This is a genomic window from Leifsonia williamsii, assembly GCF_030433685.1.
GTDB classification, from domain to species: Bacteria; Actinomycetota; Actinomycetes; order Actinomycetales; family Microbacteriaceae; genus Leifsonia; species Leifsonia williamsii.
Map to the genome: position 1 here is coordinate 3614679 of NZ_JAROCF010000001.1, position 15478 is coordinate 3630156.

General features: G+C 69.9%; 18 protein-coding genes. 3 read left to right on the forward strand and 15 right to left on the reverse strand.

Features of this window, described 5'->3' with window-relative positions; translation table 11 throughout:
- The first annotated feature begins 67 nt into the window (after positions 1 to 67).
- Positions 68 to 436, forward strand: a complete 369-nt coding sequence (locus P5G50_RS17090) for a hypothetical protein (RefSeq protein ID WP_301212281.1) — start codon at positions 68 to 70, stop codon at positions 434 to 436.
- Positions 437 to 496: 60 nt separating this feature from the next.
- Here P5G50_RS17090 and P5G50_RS17095 read toward each other — a convergent pair whose 3' ends face one another.
- Genes P5G50_RS17095 through P5G50_RS17110 form a run of 4 tightly spaced genes read right to left on the reverse strand, consistent with a single transcriptional unit; the run spans position 497 to position 3741 of the window.
- On the reverse strand, positions 497 to 1531 hold the full coding sequence (locus tag P5G50_RS17095) for a hypothetical protein (RefSeq protein ID WP_301212283.1): 1035 nt from the start codon (positions 1529 to 1531) through the stop codon (positions 497 to 499).
- Positions 1528 to 2145, reverse strand: a complete 618-nt coding sequence (locus tag P5G50_RS17100; RefSeq protein ID WP_301212284.1) for an ATP-binding cassette domain-containing protein — start codon at positions 2143 to 2145, stop codon at positions 1528 to 1530. Before P5G50_RS17100 ends, P5G50_RS17095 begins: the two co-directional genes overlap by 4 nt.
- Positions 2136 to 3230, reverse strand: a complete 1095-nt coding sequence (locus P5G50_RS17105) for a peptidoglycan-binding domain-containing protein (RefSeq protein ID WP_301212285.1) — start codon at positions 3228 to 3230, stop codon at positions 2136 to 2138. The genes P5G50_RS17100 and P5G50_RS17105 overlap by 10 nt, the downstream gene beginning before the upstream one ends.
- Before the next feature lie 25 nt (positions 3231 to 3255).
- On the reverse strand, positions 3256 to 3741 hold the full coding sequence (locus P5G50_RS17110) for a hypothetical protein (protein ID WP_301212286.1): 486 nt from the start codon (positions 3739 to 3741) through the stop codon (positions 3256 to 3258).
- A 110-nt stretch (positions 3742 to 3851) separates the two neighbouring features.
- On the opposite strand from P5G50_RS17110, the gene P5G50_RS17115 reads away from it, so the two are divergent.
- The gene (locus P5G50_RS17115) at positions 3852 to 4190 is read left to right on the forward strand and encodes a hypothetical protein (RefSeq protein WP_301212287.1); all 339 of its coding nucleotides are present in this window, start codon (positions 3852 to 3854) and stop codon (positions 4188 to 4190) included.
- Positions 4191 to 4306: 116 nt separating this feature from the next.
- Here P5G50_RS17115 and guaB read toward each other — a convergent pair whose 3' ends face one another.
- From guaB to groES, 3 genes are all read right to left on the reverse strand, one after another.
- Positions 4307 to 5809: an IMP dehydrogenase gene (gene guaB / locus P5G50_RS17120; protein WP_301212288.1), complete on the reverse strand. Its 1503-nt coding sequence runs from the start codon at positions 5807 to 5809 to the stop codon at positions 4307 to 4309.
- Positions 5810 to 5905: 96 nt separating this feature from the next.
- On the reverse strand, positions 5906 to 6877 hold the full coding sequence (gene rarD, locus P5G50_RS17125) for an EamA family transporter RarD (protein WP_435870908.1): 972 nt from the start codon (positions 6875 to 6877) through the stop codon (positions 5906 to 5908).
- 117 nt (positions 6878 to 6994) lie between these two features.
- Positions 6995 to 7291, reverse strand: coding sequence for a co-chaperone GroES (groES, locus tag P5G50_RS17130; RefSeq protein WP_301212289.1), 297 nt, complete (start codon positions 7289 to 7291; stop codon positions 6995 to 6997).
- A 137-nt stretch (positions 7292 to 7428) separates the two neighbouring features.
- On the opposite strand from groES, the gene P5G50_RS17135 reads away from it, so the two are divergent.
- A complete protein-coding gene (locus tag P5G50_RS17135; RefSeq protein WP_301212290.1) occupies positions 7429 to 8616 on the forward strand; it encodes a THUMP-like domain-containing protein in 1188 nt (395 codons plus the stop codon).
- 16 nt (positions 8617 to 8632) lie between these two features.
- Here P5G50_RS17135 and P5G50_RS17140 read toward each other — a convergent pair whose 3' ends face one another.
- The 8 genes from P5G50_RS17140 to glmS all read right to left on the reverse strand — a co-directional run bounded on the left by P5G50_RS17140 (position 8633) and on the right by glmS (position 15460).
- Positions 8633 to 9295: a hypothetical protein gene (locus P5G50_RS17140; protein WP_301212291.1), complete on the reverse strand. Its 663-nt coding sequence runs from the start codon at positions 9293 to 9295 to the stop codon at positions 8633 to 8635.
- Positions 9296 to 9412: 117 nt separating this feature from the next.
- On the reverse strand, positions 9413 to 10480 hold the full coding sequence (gene tsaD, locus P5G50_RS17145) for a tRNA (adenosine(37)-N6)-threonylcarbamoyltransferase complex transferase subunit TsaD (protein WP_301212292.1): 1068 nt from the start codon (positions 10478 to 10480) through the stop codon (positions 9413 to 9415).
- Positions 10477 to 10962 (reverse strand): ribosomal protein S18-alanine N-acetyltransferase, encoded by a 486-nt coding sequence (gene rimI, locus P5G50_RS17150; RefSeq protein ID WP_301212293.1) that lies wholly within the window; start codon positions 10960 to 10962, stop codon positions 10477 to 10479. Before rimI ends, tsaD begins: the two co-directional genes overlap by 4 nt.
- Positions 10959 to 11579, reverse strand: coding sequence for a tRNA (adenosine(37)-N6)-threonylcarbamoyltransferase complex dimerization subunit type 1 TsaB (gene tsaB, locus P5G50_RS17155; protein ID WP_301212294.1), 621 nt, complete (start codon positions 11577 to 11579; stop codon positions 10959 to 10961). Before tsaB ends, rimI begins: the two co-directional genes overlap by 4 nt.
- 9 nt (positions 11580 to 11588) lie before the next feature.
- Positions 11589 to 12089: a tRNA (adenosine(37)-N6)-threonylcarbamoyltransferase complex ATPase subunit type 1 TsaE gene (gene tsaE / locus P5G50_RS17160; protein ID WP_301212358.1), complete on the reverse strand. Its 501-nt coding sequence runs from the start codon at positions 12087 to 12089 to the stop codon at positions 11589 to 11591.
- A 44-nt stretch (positions 12090 to 12133) separates the two neighbouring features.
- Positions 12134 to 13252 (reverse strand): alanine racemase, encoded by a 1119-nt coding sequence (alr, locus tag P5G50_RS17165; RefSeq protein WP_301212295.1) that lies wholly within the window; start codon positions 13250 to 13252, stop codon positions 12134 to 12136.
- Positions 13249 to 13605 (reverse strand): holo-ACP synthase, encoded by a 357-nt coding sequence (locus P5G50_RS17170; RefSeq protein ID WP_301212296.1) that lies wholly within the window; start codon positions 13603 to 13605, stop codon positions 13249 to 13251. The genes alr and P5G50_RS17170 overlap by 4 nt, the downstream gene beginning before the upstream one ends.
- 4 nt (positions 13606 to 13609) lie before the next feature.
- Positions 13610 to 15460 carry a glutamine--fructose-6-phosphate transaminase (isomerizing) gene (glmS, locus tag P5G50_RS17175; RefSeq protein WP_301212297.1) on the reverse strand — a complete coding sequence of 617 codons (1851 nt, stop codon included), beginning with the start codon at positions 15458 to 15460 and terminating at the stop codon, positions 13610 to 13612.
- Between the last annotated feature and the right edge of the window lie 18 nt (positions 15461 to 15478).

Below are 15478 nucleotides of genomic sequence, written 5' to 3' on the forward strand. Positions count from 1 at the left end.
GCGCGCACTGTTATTTCTGATGCCAGGCTGATTCCCGCTCGGGAACGCCCCGAGCGGAAAGGCAGTTGTGAAACTCAGGAACATCCTCGGCGCCGCCACCCTGGCGACGGTTCTCACCCTCGCTGCGGCTCCGGCGGCCTTCGCAGGCGGAATCCACGACTCGTGCACCTCCACGGCGCGCAGCGGAAGCCACAGCACGTGCGGCGGCACCACCGCCGCCGAGGACATGTGCGAGATCAGCACACCGGGGACGGCGACGACGTGCCCGGGCAGGCCGACTCCGACCCCCAAGCCGACGGAGCCCTCCCAGCCGTGCCCGAAGCCGACCACCACGCCGAAGCCGGTGACCACGCCGAAGCCGACCACGTCGTCGAAGCCGTGCCCCAAGGGCTCCCCGACGAGCAGCTCGTACTCCTCGTCCAACTCCCGCTGGTGAGACGACGGGGCCGCCGCTCGCGACGCGCGAGCGGCGGCTCCTCTTCGTCGGGAAACGATCTCACCTGTCCTTCGCCATGCCCAACGGGTCGCGGAGCGGGAGGTCGATCATCAGAGCCAGCGCCACGGCGGACCAGACGGCGGCGCCGGCCACCCCGAGCATCGTCTGGGCGGTTGCATCCACGATCGAGCCGCGCATCGTCACGGTCGTGAACGCGACGGACGTGGCTGCGATGCCCGCGATGATCAGTTGCTCGAGGCACACCAGAGCGCCGACGGCGTTCCGGGAGGAGCCGACGAGTCGATAGACCGCGAGCTCGCTCCTCCGCGACCTACCGGTCAGCCCGGCGGCGCATCCGGCCACGAGGGCTCCGCCGAGCGGCAGCAGCGTTCCAGGCCGCTTGCGGAAGTCAGCCAACACATCGGAGGCCTCTGAGAAGGTCTGATGAACCCCGATCGGGCCACCCTGGACATGGAGAGCGGATGCGAGGGAGACAGCCCTGCTGTTCGGGCGCTGGAAGAGGTCGAGCACCACGATGCACGCAGCAGCGCTGGCGACACTCGGGTCCAAAGCGACGACCACCGCAGAATTCGTGTCGATCCCGGCGGGCTGGTCATGCATCGCCTGTGCAGCAACAGAGCGACCCTCCGCCGTTATCAAGGAGACGGTGCCGCCGCTTTTCCAGAGAGCGGCCCCGATAAGCGCTCGGCCGTCCCGGAGTTGCGGGAACAGGCTCGTGCTGGCTTCCTGAACCGGAACCTCATCGCCCAGTTGGAGGAATGATGCACTCGTTGCTTCTCTGAGAATCCCCGCCCTGGTCACCCCGGGGCGGTCTACGAGCGCCTCGCAGCTGGCTCGTGAGATCGCGACCGGGGAATCCCGGTCCGCCGCCTGGAACACGAGCACGCCTCGTCCCGCAGACGCCTGGGCCGCGAGGGCCGAGTGGAGTGCCTTGGTCTCCAACGTTGCGAACCAGGGAAGGGCCATGCCGTAGACCAGCGCAAGAGGAATCAGCAGGGCGAGCCGGGATCGCGGCCCGGTCGCGTTGCGCCACGCTTCTCTGGCCATCGAGCCGACCGACCAGCCCTCTCTCATCCGCCCCGCCCGCGCAATGACACCTGATGCTGAGCAGCACCGACAAGCAGGGGATCATGGGTGGCGACGACGATGGTCGTCACCGAGGCGAGATCATGCAGCACGGTCGCGAGCAGCTTCGTGTTCTGCTCGTCGAGGCTCGCCGACGGCTCGTCGGCGAAGATGATGGGCCGACGCGAGACCAGGGCCCGCGCGAAACCGACGCGTTGAAGCTCACCACCGGACAAGAGCATCGCAGCGGTGTCGGCGCGCTCCCCCAGACCGAGAATCCTCAGCTGTTCGTCTGCCAGCCGAGCGGCCTCGGAAAGAGCCACACCGCGGCTGAGGGCGCCCATCATCACATTTTCCCGAGCGCTTCGGGCGCCCAGCGCATTCGATCCCTGCGGCACCCAGGCGACCAACGAGGGATCCGGCTCGTCGAGTCCGGGTCCCACAGCGATCCGGCCGCTGTCGAGCCGGGTGAAGCCGGACATCGCGCTCAGCAGGGTCGACTTCCCACTTCCGGAGGGTCCGGTCAGGGCGGTTACCCGATGCGTCGGGAAGACCGCCGAGAAGTCGTGGAGGACGATCCGCCGTCCGAACCGGACAGAGGCGTGCGCCACGGTTATCTGCATCGCCGCCTCGTCTCGGCCGCGGCGGACGTCGGATCGATGAGGAAGCGACGCCCGGCGAATTCATGAGGGATGGCGACGACGCCGACCTCGCCTGGCATCGGCTCGGCGAATGCCAGGATCTCGCTCGAGGCGTGAGCCGGGTCCGGCCCGATGACGATGCACCTCCGTCCAGCGCTGCCCGCTAGAACGGCAGAGCCCGGGACCACCCCGACGCGCTCTGCGGCGGCGGTCTTCAGGAACACCCCGGAATACCTGGTCGTGCCGTCGTCGCCCTGCAACCGCTTTGCATCACCTCGAGCCACCGCGTCGGTCAGGCTTCCGGCAAGTGCGGCAGCCTCCTCTGTCGAGGGGGTCACTGACGAGACCGGAACGTCCGTGCCGCCCATCTCGAGCACCAGGGCGCCAGCCGGTGGCCGCGGGCGCTGGTCGGGCGCGCCCGAGACGGTGAGGACCAAGTCAGTGATCGCGCCGCGTCCGCGCACGATCGGCGAGCCGGACGAGATCAGAGAACCGAGAAGCGGAACGACCGCGGTGAAGCTCTCAAGACCGGGCGGCGCGAATACGACCACGGCAGGATCGAATACACCGGTAACCTCGAGCCCCTCCTCGCGCTGGAAGGAACGCACTGCCCATTCGACGCGAGGGCCGAAGACATCATCGATCTCATCAGCGGTCAGCAGTGCCCGAGCGACAAGGAATGCGGTCAGCGTACGAACATCCGCGCCGGTATCTCCTCGTCCAAGCGGGCGGTACAGCGGCGAGTTCCCAGTGATGATGTAGACGGGCCGCTGATCCACGGAGAGGATCTTCTGGCCGTTCGAGGGGGCGCCACCAACGGCCACGTCGACGCTGGTGACCGTCCCAGCGACTCCGCCGATCAGCTCGATCTCCGGCGGGTAGGTCAGGGCGACGTCGACCGCCTGACGGTACGCACGCTCGCGCTCCCCGACGGTAGACATCCGATCGATGGATGGCGACACCGCGGCTTCTTCGGCAGCGCCTGCCATCGGCAGCAACACCGCCGCGAGAATCACTGGCGCCACCCATAACGCGACGATGGGAGTCGTGCGGAGAGCGCCTGACATTCGCCTGCTCCGGTCCCGCCGGGAGTCATCCATCAATGCACTGGAGCGGGTCGATGCCGGCGCCGACCAGCTGGTCGTACATCTCGTGCAGAGTGCCAGCCGGCGTGATGCCTGCAGCCGTCAAACAGTCGCGGTACTGCGCCGCCTGCTCCGACGAATCCTCGCGGGACAGCTGCCATGTCGAGTCGACCAGCCGGAAGTGACGGTCGTAGCAGACGGACGCACTTCCGTCTTGCACCGCGGCTTCTGGAATCCGATAGTCGATGACCCGATTAGTCTCACCGAGTCGTTCGACGGCGTAACCTGCCGCCTCGACACAGGCCGAGTAACGCCGATACGCGTCCTGGTACTCGTCGTAGGAGACGACATGATCCGCAAGTGCTGATCGCTGCGCTTCGGACATTGCACCCGTGATCGCCGAGGCGTCTCCGGGTTCCGTCGGGACTGCCGAGGCGCACCCGCTGAGAGCGAGGACGAGCATGCCGATCATCGTCAACCTGAGAACGCGCATGACACGAATGTAGCGTCCAGTAGATTTCGAATGTCCAATTCTTCTTGACGTATTTCAGTGGATGCGCTTGTCTGATGGAGTTCGGGATGGACCCGGACGGGAAGGGCTTCATGAAACTCACGCAGGTCGCGGCGACCGCGGCCGTGACCATCGCATTCACGGCGCTGGCGACGACCCCGGCGCACGCTATCGGGAACAGGACCGAGAGTTGCGGCGCGAGCGGAAAAGTCATCGTCTCGTCATCGTCGACCGGTGCTGTCACCACACGGGTGTCAGGTTCCGGCAACTGTGAGCCATATGGCGCGGCGGCGACGTACGTCGTCCCGACGACGGGCGCGCGGTACACGACGGGCTGGTCGTACAGTTCCTCGCAGGCGGTCGCGAAGCCCGGCTATACGACCGTGGGCGGACTGCACAACACGTCTTACGGCAAGCAGTGGACCACGTGACCTCTCGTCCGCCACCGATCACTGAACCCGCAGCGCGGTGCAGGGGCGGCCCGACGACAGAACCGCCGCACACGACGATGCGTGTGCGGCGGTTCTGGTTCGCGGTCAGGCGACGACTACCGCCGGTAGTTCGGCGCCTCCACGACCATCTGCACGTCGTGCGGGTGCGACTCCTTGAGCCCGGCGGCGGTGATGCGGACGAACTTGCCGTTCTGCTTCAACTCGGGGATGGTGCGCGCGCCGACGTAGAACATCGACTGACGGAGGCCGCCGACCAGCTGGTACGCGACCGCGGCGAGCGGGCCGCGATACGGCACCTGGCCCTCGATGCCCTCGGCGATCAGCTGCTCGTCACTCGGCACATCGGCCTGGAAGTAGCGGTCGCGCGAGTACGAGGTCTTCTTGCCCCGGGTCTGCAGCGCACCCAGCGAACCCATGCCGCGGTAGTTCTTGAACTGCTTGCCGTTGACGAACACCAGCTCGCCCGGCGACTCGGTCGTGCCGGCCAGGAGCGAGCCCAGCATGACGCTGTCCGCTCCGGCGACGAGCGCCTTCGCGATGTCGCCCGAGTACTGCAGGCCGCCGTCGGCGATCAGCGGGACGTTCGCCTCCCGCGCCGCCAGCGACGCCTCGTAGACCGCAGTCACCTGGGGCACGCCGACACCCGCGACGACGCGCGTGGTGCAGATGGAGCCAGGGCCGACGCCGACCTTGATCGCGTCCGCTCCCGCGTCGATCAGCGCCTGAGCGCCCGAGCGGGTCGCGACATTGCCGCCGATGACGTCGATGTGGGAGGCGCGCGGCTCGTGCTTGAGTCGGCTGATGATGTCGAGCACGCCCTTGCTGTCGCCGTTCGCCGTGTCGACCACGATCACGTCGACGCCCGCGTCGACGAGCGTCATGGCACGGTCCCAGGCGTCGCCGAAGAAGCCGATGGCGGCGCCCACGCGCAGGCGGCCCTCGTCGTCCTTGGTGGCGTTCGGGTACTTCTCGCTCTTGTCGAAGTCCTTCACCGTGATCAGGCCGCCCAGCTTGCCGTCGGCGTCGACCAGCGGCAGCTTCTCGATCTTGTGCTCGGCGAAGATGGCGACCGCGGCGTCCGGGTCGATGCCCACCGGGGCGGTGATCAGCGGCTGCCGGGTCATGACGTCGCGCACGCGGGTGGTCGAGCGCTCGAACGGCGAGACGAAGCGCATGTCGCGGTTCGTGATGATGCCGACCAGGGTGCCGTCGGCCTCCACCACGGGCAGGCCGCTGACGCGGAACTGGCCGCACAGCGCGTCGACCTCTTCGACCGTGGCGTCGGGCGTCGTGGTCACCGGGTTGGTGATCATGCCCGACTCCGACCGCTTGACCTTGTCGACGTGCGACGCCTGGTCCTCGATCGAGAGATTGCGGTGGATGATGCCGATGCCGCCCTGGCGCGCCATGGCGACGGCCATGCGCGACTCGGTGACGGTGTCCATCGCGCTCGACAGCAGCGGGGTCGCCATCGAGATGCGCTTGGTCAGGCGAGTGGAGGTGTCAGCCTCGCTCGGGATGACGTCCGTGTGCCCGGGGAGCAGCATGACGTCGTCGTAGGTCAAACCGATGAATCCGAACGGATCCGGCTGGTCCATTTCACCCCTATCAGGTTGCGCGTGTTGGTGGATGTCCCATGGTAACGGGAGAACCTGGGCGCATATTCCTGACGGAGGCGGGCTGCTCCGGCGGGATCAGTCGACAGAGGCGACGTCGAGCTCGACCGCCTTCCGACGCCCCTGGCGAGCAGCCACGATCATGTCGACGCTCAGGATGACGAGGGCGAGCCAGACGATGCTGAAACCGACCCAGCGCTCGGGCGGCATGGCCTCGTGCAGCACGAACACGCCCACCAGGAACTGGATGAAGGGCGCGAAGTATTGGATGAAGCCCATGTAGACGAGCGGGAGGCGACGGGAGGCCGCGGCGAAGAACAGCAGCGGCACCGCGGTGATGACGCCGGCGCCGACCATGGCGACGGTGTGCCAGACGCTCACCGTGCCGAACGTCAGGCCCGCGGTCGTCGCGACGACGATCAACTGCACGATGGCGACGGGCGTCAGCCAGAGCGTCTCGAGCGTCAGGCCGGAGACCGCGTCGACGGTCGGCCCCACGCGCTTCTTGATCAGGCCGTAGAAGCCGAACGAGAACGCGAGCAGCAGCGCGATCCACGGGAACGACCCGTAGCCGACGGCGAGCACGATCACCGCCACGATGCTGACGCCGACGGCCACCCACTGCGCGACCCGCAGCCGCTCGCGCTGCACCACGACCCCGAGGAACACCGTGACGATCGGGTTGATGAAGTAGCCGAGCGCCGCCTCCACCACATGACCGCTCACCGTGGCCAGCACGTAGGTCTGCCAGTTGACGTAGATGAAGACTCCGGCGAGCCCCATCGTGAAGAGGATGCGCCGGTTGCGCAGCAGCGCTCCGAACCGCCCCCACGCCCGCGTCACCGTGAGCACGATCGCGCAGAACACGAGCGAGAACAGCACGCGCCAGCCGACGATCTCCCACGCGCTCGCGGGCACCAGCGACAGGAAGTAGATGGGGAGGATGCCCCACAGCACGTAGGCGGAGATCGCGTACGCGAGCCCCGGGCCGCGGTGCTGTTCGAGGGAGCTGGGCGCGGGAGTCACCGCGGTCTGGTCTTGCTGTGGCACTCGCACGAGATTACTCCGGACCGGGGACGTTCCGGCGAACGACGAAGGCGAACGACGTCCGCGAACGACGAAGGGCCCGGATGCCTGAGCATCCGGGCCCTCGTCAGAGAGTGATCGTCAGCGGACGACGACCGCGAGCACGTCGCGGGCCGAGAGGACGAGGAACTCCTCGCCGCCGAACTTGACCTCGGTTCCGCCGTACTTGGAGTAGAGGACCTTGTCGCCGACGGCCACGTCGAGCGGGACGCGGTTGCCGTTGTCGTCGATACGGCCGGGGCCGACGGCCACGACCTCGCCCTCCTGCGGCTTCTCCTTGGCGGTGTCGGGGATGACCAGACCCGAAGCGGTGGTCTGCTCAGCCTCGACCTGCTTGATGACGATGCGATCCTCGAGCGGCTTGATGGAGACCGACACGGTTGACCCCTTTCATGTGACGAACACTGTCTTGACAGAAGACTGGAGTTAGCAAACTCACACCGAGAGTGCTAACACGAGTCTAGGGGGTGCTTTAGCAGTCTCGCAACGTGAGTGCCAGGCGGTAGTTTGAGGGCATGGAACGGTCGGAACTGGTGGAGCTGCTGAGCACGGAGGGGCTGCGCCTGCTCGACTCGCTGCCGCCCTACGAGACCGAGAAGGACGTGCTGCGGATGGTCTCGGACCTCCGCAAGCAAGGCCACTCCCCCGGCCTGGTGGCCGCCGTGCTCACCCAGGCGAAGCTGCGGCGCAAGGCGGTCGGGAAGTTCGGCGATTTCGCCTCCCGCATGCTGTTCACCGAGGCCGGGCTCGAGCAGGCCACCCGGCTCGCCGTCGCGGCCCGGCATGCCGGCCGTTTCCGCGCCGCCGGCCTCCGGCGGGTAGCCGACCTCGGCTGCGGCATCGGCGGCGACGCACTCGCGCTGGCCGCCCTCGAGCTGGAGGTGACCGCCGTGGAGGCGGACGAGGTCACGGCCGCCATCGCCGCCTTCAACCTCGCCCCCTTCCCCACCGCGACCGTGGAGCACCGGCGCGCCGAGGATGTCGACCTGCGGGACATCGACGGCGTCTTCCTCGACCCGGCCCGGCGCACGGCGGGGCACACGCAGACCGAGCGGCTCACCGATCCCGACGACTACACGCCGTCCCTCGGCTTCGCGTACGAGCTGGCCACGGGCCGCTCGGTCGGGCTCAAGCTCGGTCCGGGCTTCGATCGCGACCTCATCCCGTCGACCGCGGAGGCGCAGTGGGTGTCGGTCGACGGACAGGTGGTGGAGCTCGGGCTGTGGTTCGGGGCGCTTGCCCGGCCCGACATCCACCGCGCCGCCCTCGTCGTGCGCGGCGATGCGGGTCATGAGCTCGTCGCGGAGGCCGACAGCGACGACGAGGAGACCGGCCCGCTCGGCGAGTACCTGTACGAGCCCGACGGCGCGGTCATCCGCGCGCGGTTGATCGGCGACCTGGCGCGGAGGATCGACGGCCGGATGCTGGCCGACGGCATCGCGTACATCACGGCAGACGAGCCCGTCGAGACGCCGTTCGCCGCGGGGTTCCGCGTGCTCGAGACGCTGCCGTTCGCCGAGCGCGACCTCAGGCGGGCCCTGCGCGACCGAGGCATCGGCACCCTGGAGATCAAGAAACGCGGCGTGGATATCGACCCCGCCGCGCTCCGCAAGCGCCTCGCGCTGAGCGGCGACCGCGCGGCGACCCTGGTTCTCACCAGGGTCGCGGGCCGGCACACCGCGCTGCTGGCCGAGCGGCTCTGAGCCGCCCGGCCGGCACTCAGTACGTGTAGTTGTTCGACAGGCTCGCGAACAGGATGGCCGCGAAGATCCAGAAGATGATCGCGATGGCCACGCTGACGAAGCCGAGGATGATGCCGGTCAGCCAGAACCCGCGGGCCTGCGGCTCCTTGGTGCGGCCGATGAAGCCGAGGATGATCGCGGCGACGCCGAAGATGAAGCCGATGCCCCAGGCGATGTTGAGGATGATGCCGATGATGCCGCCGACCAGCGACAGGATGCTCAGGATCGGCGACTTCGTGGCCGGCGCATAGGGCTGCGTGTAGCCGGGGGCGGGCTGGCCGTATGGCTGCTGCGGCTGACCGTAGGGTTGCTGCTGACCGTAGGGCTGCTGCTGACCGTACGGCTGCTGGCCGTACGGCTGCTGCTGACCGTATGGCTGCTGCTGACCGTACGGCTGCTGCTGCTGACCATACGGCTGCTGCGGCTGGCCGTAGCCCGGTGCGGGCGGCTGCTGACCGTATCCCGGCGCGGAGGGACCGGGTGCGGGCGGCGGCACCGGCGGAACAGCACCGGTACCCGCACCGGTGCCCGGGGCGGGAGGCGGGACGGGCGCTCCGGGCGGCTCCGAGCCGGCGGGCGGGACCGCGCCGTTCTGGCCGTCGGAGTCCGCCGGGCCGGCGGGTGCGTTCGGGTCGGTCATGGTTCCCATCTCCTTCGTCGCGGAGCGTCGTCCAAGGAGGGGCATCCTGAGAAAACGCTGATCATACTTATGCTCCCAGCGCCGTCGGGGAGTGTCAACGCACATGTCGTTGCGTGGTCAGGGCACCTGGATCTCGGTGACCGGGAGGGTGGAGTCCGCGGCGAAGTGCAGCCCGCTCGGTGCGTGCCCGGCCATGATCAGCTGCGCCCCGAGCGCCGCGATCATCGCTCCGTTGTCGGTGCAGAGCGAGAGCGCAGGGATGCGGAGGGCGACCCCGGCCTCCCGCGCACGCTGCGTCGCGAGCTCGCGGACGCGCGCGTTGGCGACGACACCTCCGCCGAGCAGCAGCCGGGGCACGTCGTGGTCGCGGCACGCGGCGATCGCCTTGCCGATGAGGACATCGACCACGGCCTCGCGGAACGACGCGGCGACGTCCGCCACGGGGACCTCCTCCCCCGCATCCTGCCGCTGCTCGACCCAGCGCGCGACCGCGGTCTTGAGGCCGGAGAACGAGAAGTCGTACCGGTGCCGGTCCAGATCCTTCGGCTTGGTCAGCCCGCGCGGGAAGCGGATCGCGGTCGGGTCGCCGTCGGCGGCGACGCGGTCGATCTGCGGGCCGCCCGGGTACGGCAGGCCGAGCACCCGCGCCACCTTGTCGAACGCCTCGCCGGCGGCGTCGTCGATCGTCTCGCCGAGCAGTTCCACGTCCGACACGAGGTCGCGCACGAGGAGCAGGGAGGTGTGCCCGCCAGAGACGAGAAGCGCGATCGTTGGCAGCTCGACCGGGTGCCCGGGCCCTCCGTCTGCGTCGAGCAGATCGGCGCCCACGTGCCCGACCAGGTGGTTGACGGCGTAGAGCGGCTTGCCGAGGGAGACGGCGAGCGCCTTCGCCGCTCCGATGCCGACCATGAGCGCGCCGGAGAGCCCTGGGCCGCTGGTGACGGCGATCGCGTCGACGTCGGCGAGCTCGATGCCCGCGTCGGCGACCGCGGTCGTGAGCGTCGGGGTGAGCGCCTCCAGGTGGGCGCGGGCGGCCACCTCTGGCACGACCCCGCCGTAGCGGGCGTGTTCCTCCATCGAGGAGGCGATCGTGTTGGCGAGCAGCGTGGTGCCGCGCACGATGCCGACGCCGGTCTCGTCGCAGGAGGTCTCGATGCCCAGCACGAGGGGCTGCGTGGTGTTCATGCGAGCGTGGTCTCCGGGGTGGGGACGGTGAGGCGCATGACGATCGCGTCCACGCCGTCCGGCTGGTAGTACCGAGGCCGCACGCCGATCTCCTCGAAGCCGAGCGCGCGGTAGAGCGTCTGGGCGCCGGGGTTGTCGGCACGCACCTCGAGGAACACGTCGCGGGCGCCGCGCGTCCGGGCCTCGCCGATCAGCGCGAGCATGAGCGCCCGTCCCAGCCCGTGGCGGCGGGCGTGCGGCGCCACCGCGATGGTCTGGATGTCGCCCTCGCCGGAGCCGCGCGGCGCGAGCAGTCCCGCATAGCCGTCGATCCGCTCGGGATGCTCCGGCTCGAAGGCGACGAGGTAGTAACCGTGCTGCCCGGTCACCTCCGACCGCATGGACCGCTCGGACCAGGCGTCGCTGACGAAGGTGGAGCGCTCCAGCTCCATGATCGCGGGCACGTCGTCCTCGCCGGCGCGGCGCAGCTGCCAGGCGGTCACGCGGAGACCCGCTTCGGTCCGGCCGACAGGGTCACGTCCGGCGAGCGCAGGTACAGCGGCTCGTCGGCGTCGAACGGCAGGCCGTTGGCGTAACGGAGCTCGGCGAGCATGCCGAGCCGCCCGGCAGGGACGGCCCACGCCTCCAGCCGCTCCACCTCGGGATGCGGGAGGTCGTCTGGCCGGGCGAGACCAGGCCCGTCGAGCCGGACGGGCAGGCCCAGCTCGTCGGCCCCGCTGTACGCGGTCCAGTAGCGCTCGCGCCGGCGGGCATCGGTGACGACGAGCAGCGGACCGGTGTCGCCGTCGGCATACCGCTCGTAGGCGACGGCGTCGTGGCTGACGACGGGGACGAGCGGCTTGCCTGCCCCGAAGGCGAACGCCTTGGCGGCGGCGATCCCGACGCGCAGCCCGGTGAACGGGCCGGGGCCCATGCCGGCGACGACCCCGGAGAGGGCGGAGACCGGGATGCCCGACTCGTCGAGCATCGCTCGGATCAGCTCGCCGACGACCTCGGCGTGCCGCATGCTGTCGGTCTCGATGCGCTCGGCCAGGACGCCGCCGTCGCGGTCTACGACGGCCGTGCTCGTGCCGGCGGAGGTGTCGATGGCGAGGAGCATGACTCCAGCCTAGGCGGGTTCGCCCGGTGCGGCCTGCGCCAGCTGCTCCCAGCGCGGGCCGTGGCCGGTGATGGAGACGCGGCGCGGTTCGTCGGTGTCGAGGTCGCCTGCGGGGTCGAGGTCGCCCGCACCCGCCGCGGCGTCGGCCGACTCGTCGGCGCCGGTGGGGCGCTCGATCACGACGTCGAGCCAGGACTCGGCGATTCCGTCGAGCATCCCCCTCCCCCACTCGACCACGACGACCGCGTGCGCGAAGTCGATGTCGAGGTCGTCCAGCTCCAGGGCGCTCGCGAGGCGGTAGGCGTCCACGTGCACCAGCGGGGCGCCGCCGGTGAGGCTGGGATGCGTGCGCGCCAGCACGAAGGTCGGACTCTGCACCGGGCCGCGCACCTCCAGCCCCTCGCCGATACCGCGGGTCAGCGTCGTCTTGCCCGCGCCGAGCGGTCCGGTCAGCACGACGAGGTCGCCCGCGCGCAGCGTCCGCCCCAGCTCGATGCCGAGCGCGTGCATGTCGTCGCTCGTCGCGACCGTGCGCTGGAGGGGCGGCCGGAGGCTCACTGCGCGCCCCCGACGTAGCTGTGCTTCAGCCTCCCGCCGAGGCGCGTCACGATCTCGTAGTTGATGGTCTCGGCCGCGTCCGCCCAGTCGTCCGCGGCGGGGACACCGGTCGCGGGGTCGCCGAACAGGACGACCTCGTCGCCGACCGTCACGTCCAGGTCGCCGACGTCGACCACGAACTGGTCCATGGCGACGCGACCCGCGATGCGGAAGGTGCTGCCGCCGATCGCGACCGGCGCGCGATTAGACGCGTGCCGCGGGATGCCCTCCGCGTAGCCGAGCGGGACGAGCACCAGCGTGGTCTCGCGATCGGTGCGATACGTGTAGTCGTACGAGACGCCCTTGCCGGCCGGCACCCGCCGGACCGCGGCGATCCGTCCGCGCAGCGTCATCGCCGGCCGCAGGCCGAGCCGCTGCGCGAGGCCGTCGCCCGAGGGCGACAGGCCGTAGACGGCGATGCCGAGCCGGACCAGGTCGAATCGGGCCTCGGGAAGCGTCAGGGCCGCTGCGCTCGCGGCGATGTGCCGCAGCTCGGGACGGAGCCCTGCGGCGTCGGCGCGCTCCAGCCCCCGCGTGAACACGGCGACCGCCGCGCGATCGTCCTCGGGCGACGCGTTGGAGAGGTGGCTGAACAGCCCCCGCACGACGATGTGGCCGCTGCGCTCCAGCTCGCGGGCGCGCGCGAACGCCGCCTCCCACTGCTCCTCCGGGATGCCGTTGCGGCTGAGGCCGGTCTCGAGCTTGAGCTGCACCGCGACCGGCTCGTCCAGCCGGGCGGCGGCCGCCGCCTCCAGCTGCGGCAGGGACGAGAGGCCCAGATCGATCCGTTCGGCGACGGCCTCGGCGAAGTCCTCGCCCGGATCATGCAGCCACGCCAGGATGGGCGCCTCGATCCCTGCGGCACGCAGCTGCAGCCCTTCGGAGATGTCGGCGACGCCGAGCCAGTCCGCACCGCCGGCGAGGGCGGCCTTCGCGCTCTCGACAGCGCCGTGACCGTACGCGTCCGCCTTGACGACGGCCATCACGTGCGGCGTGCCGACGACCTCGCGCAGACGGACGACGTTCTCCCGGATCGCGTCGAGATCGACCAGGATCTCGCGGAAGCGCCCGCTCACGGCTCGCGCTCCGTCACCACGTATGCGATCGCGACACCGGCGTCGTGCGACATCGACACGTGGATGTGCGCGATGCCACGCTCGCGCACCTGGCGCTCGACCACGTTGTGCAGCACGAAGCCCGGATTCCTCTCCTCGTCGGGGACGATCTCCATGTCGTGCCAGCGCACGCCCTCGGAGCCGCCCAGCGCCTTGATCAGCGCCTCCTTGGCGGCGAAGCGCGCGGCGAGCGAGTGCACCGGAAGCCGCCGCTCGGCCTCGGTGAACAGCCGCTCGCGCAGCTTCGGCGTGCGCCGCAGCGATCGCTCGAACCGAGCGAGGTCGACCACGTCGACCCCGATCCCGGCGATCACGGCGTCACTCCACCGTGACGGACTTGGCCAGGTTGCGGGGCTGGTCCACGTCCAGGCCCTTGGCCGCCGAGAGCTCCATGGCGAAGATCTGCAGCGGCACGACCGCGAGCAGCGGCTCGAACAGCGGAGCGGCCAGCGGGATGCGGATGACCTCGTCGGCGAACGGCAGCACGGCGGCGTCCCCGGCCTCGGCGATCGCGATGACGCGGGCGCCGCGGGCGCGGATCTCCTGGATGTTCGAGACGACCTTCTTATGCAGCTCGTCCGACCAGCGCGGGCTCGGGACCACGACGAAGACCGGCTGCCCCGGCTCGATCAGCGCGATCGGGCCGTGCTTGAGCTCGCCGGCGGCGAAGCCCTCCGCGTGGATGTACGCCAGCTCCTTGAGCTTGAGCGCACCCTCCAGGGCGATCGGGTAGCCGACGTGACGGCCGAGGAACAGCACCGAGCGGGTGTCGGACATCCAGCGCGCCAGCTGCGCGATGGTCTCGTGGGACTCCAGCACGGTCGCGATCTTGGCCGGGACCTCCTGCAGCTCCTCGATGGCCTCGGTCTGGCGCGCGTCCGTGAGCGTGCCGCGGACGCGGGCGAGGTGGAGGCCGAACAGGTACAGGGCGGTGATCTGCGCGACGAACGCCTTGGTCGACGCGACGGCGACCTCCGGGCCGGCGTGCGTGTACAGCGCGGCGTCGGACTCGCGCGGGATGGTGGCGCCCTGCGTGTTGCAGACGGAGATCGCCTTCGCACCGGCCTCGCGGGCGTACTTGACCGCCATCAGCGTGTCCATGGTCTCGCCGGACTGGCTGATCGAGATGACCAGCGTGCGGTCGGTGAGCACCGGCTCCCGGTAGCGGAACTCGTGGCTCAGCTCCACCGTGACGGGCACGCGCGCCCACTTCTCGATGGCGTACGTGCCGACCATGCCGGCGTACGCGGCCGTGCCGCACGCGATGATCGTGATCCGGTCGATGCCGGTGAAGTAGTCGTCGCCGAGCGCGTCGAGCTCGGGGATGTGCACGGTGCCGTCGACCAGCCGACCGCGCAGGGTGTTGGCCACCGCGTCGGGCTCCTCGGCGATCTCCTTCGCCATGAAGGAGGACCAGCCGCCCTTCTCGGCGGCGGAGGCGTCCCAGGCGACCTCGAACGGCTCGACCTCGACCGGAGCACCGGCGAAGTCGGTGACGGTGACGGACTCGGGGGTGATGGTCACGATCTGGTCCTGGCCGATCGCCATCGCGCGCCGGGTGTGCTCGACGAACGCGGCGACGTCGGAGCCGAGGAAGTTCTCGCCTTCGCCCAGGCCGATCACCAGCGGGGAGTTGCGGCGCGCGCCGACCACCACGTGCGGCTGGTCCTGGTGCAGCGCGAGCAGCGTGAAGGCGCCCTCCAGGCGCGACACCGTGCGCTGGAACGCCTGCCGCAGGTCGCCGGTCTCGCGGTACTCGCGGCCGAGCAGCACGGCGGCGACCTCGGTGTCGGTCTCCGACTCGAACGTGAAGCCCTCGTCGAGGAGCTCGTTCTTGAGGGTCGCGAAGTTCTCGATGATGCCGTTGTGGATGACCGCCAGCTTGCCGTCGTCGCCCAGGTGCGGGTGCGCGTTGCGGTCGGTCGGTCCGCCGTGCGTCGCCCAGCGCGTGTGACCAATGCCGGTAGCACCGTTCGGGATCGGGTTCTCCTTGAGGTCCTCGGAGAGCACCGACAGCTTGCCGGCCTTCTTGGCGGTGCCGAGCGAGCCGTCGGGAGCGATCACGGCGATGCCGGCGGAGTCGTACCCGCGGTACTCCAGGCGCTTCAGACCGCCCAGGAGGACCTCGAGGCTCTTGTCGGTACCGACGTATCCCACGATTCCACACATGGTCCCGAGTCTAACCGA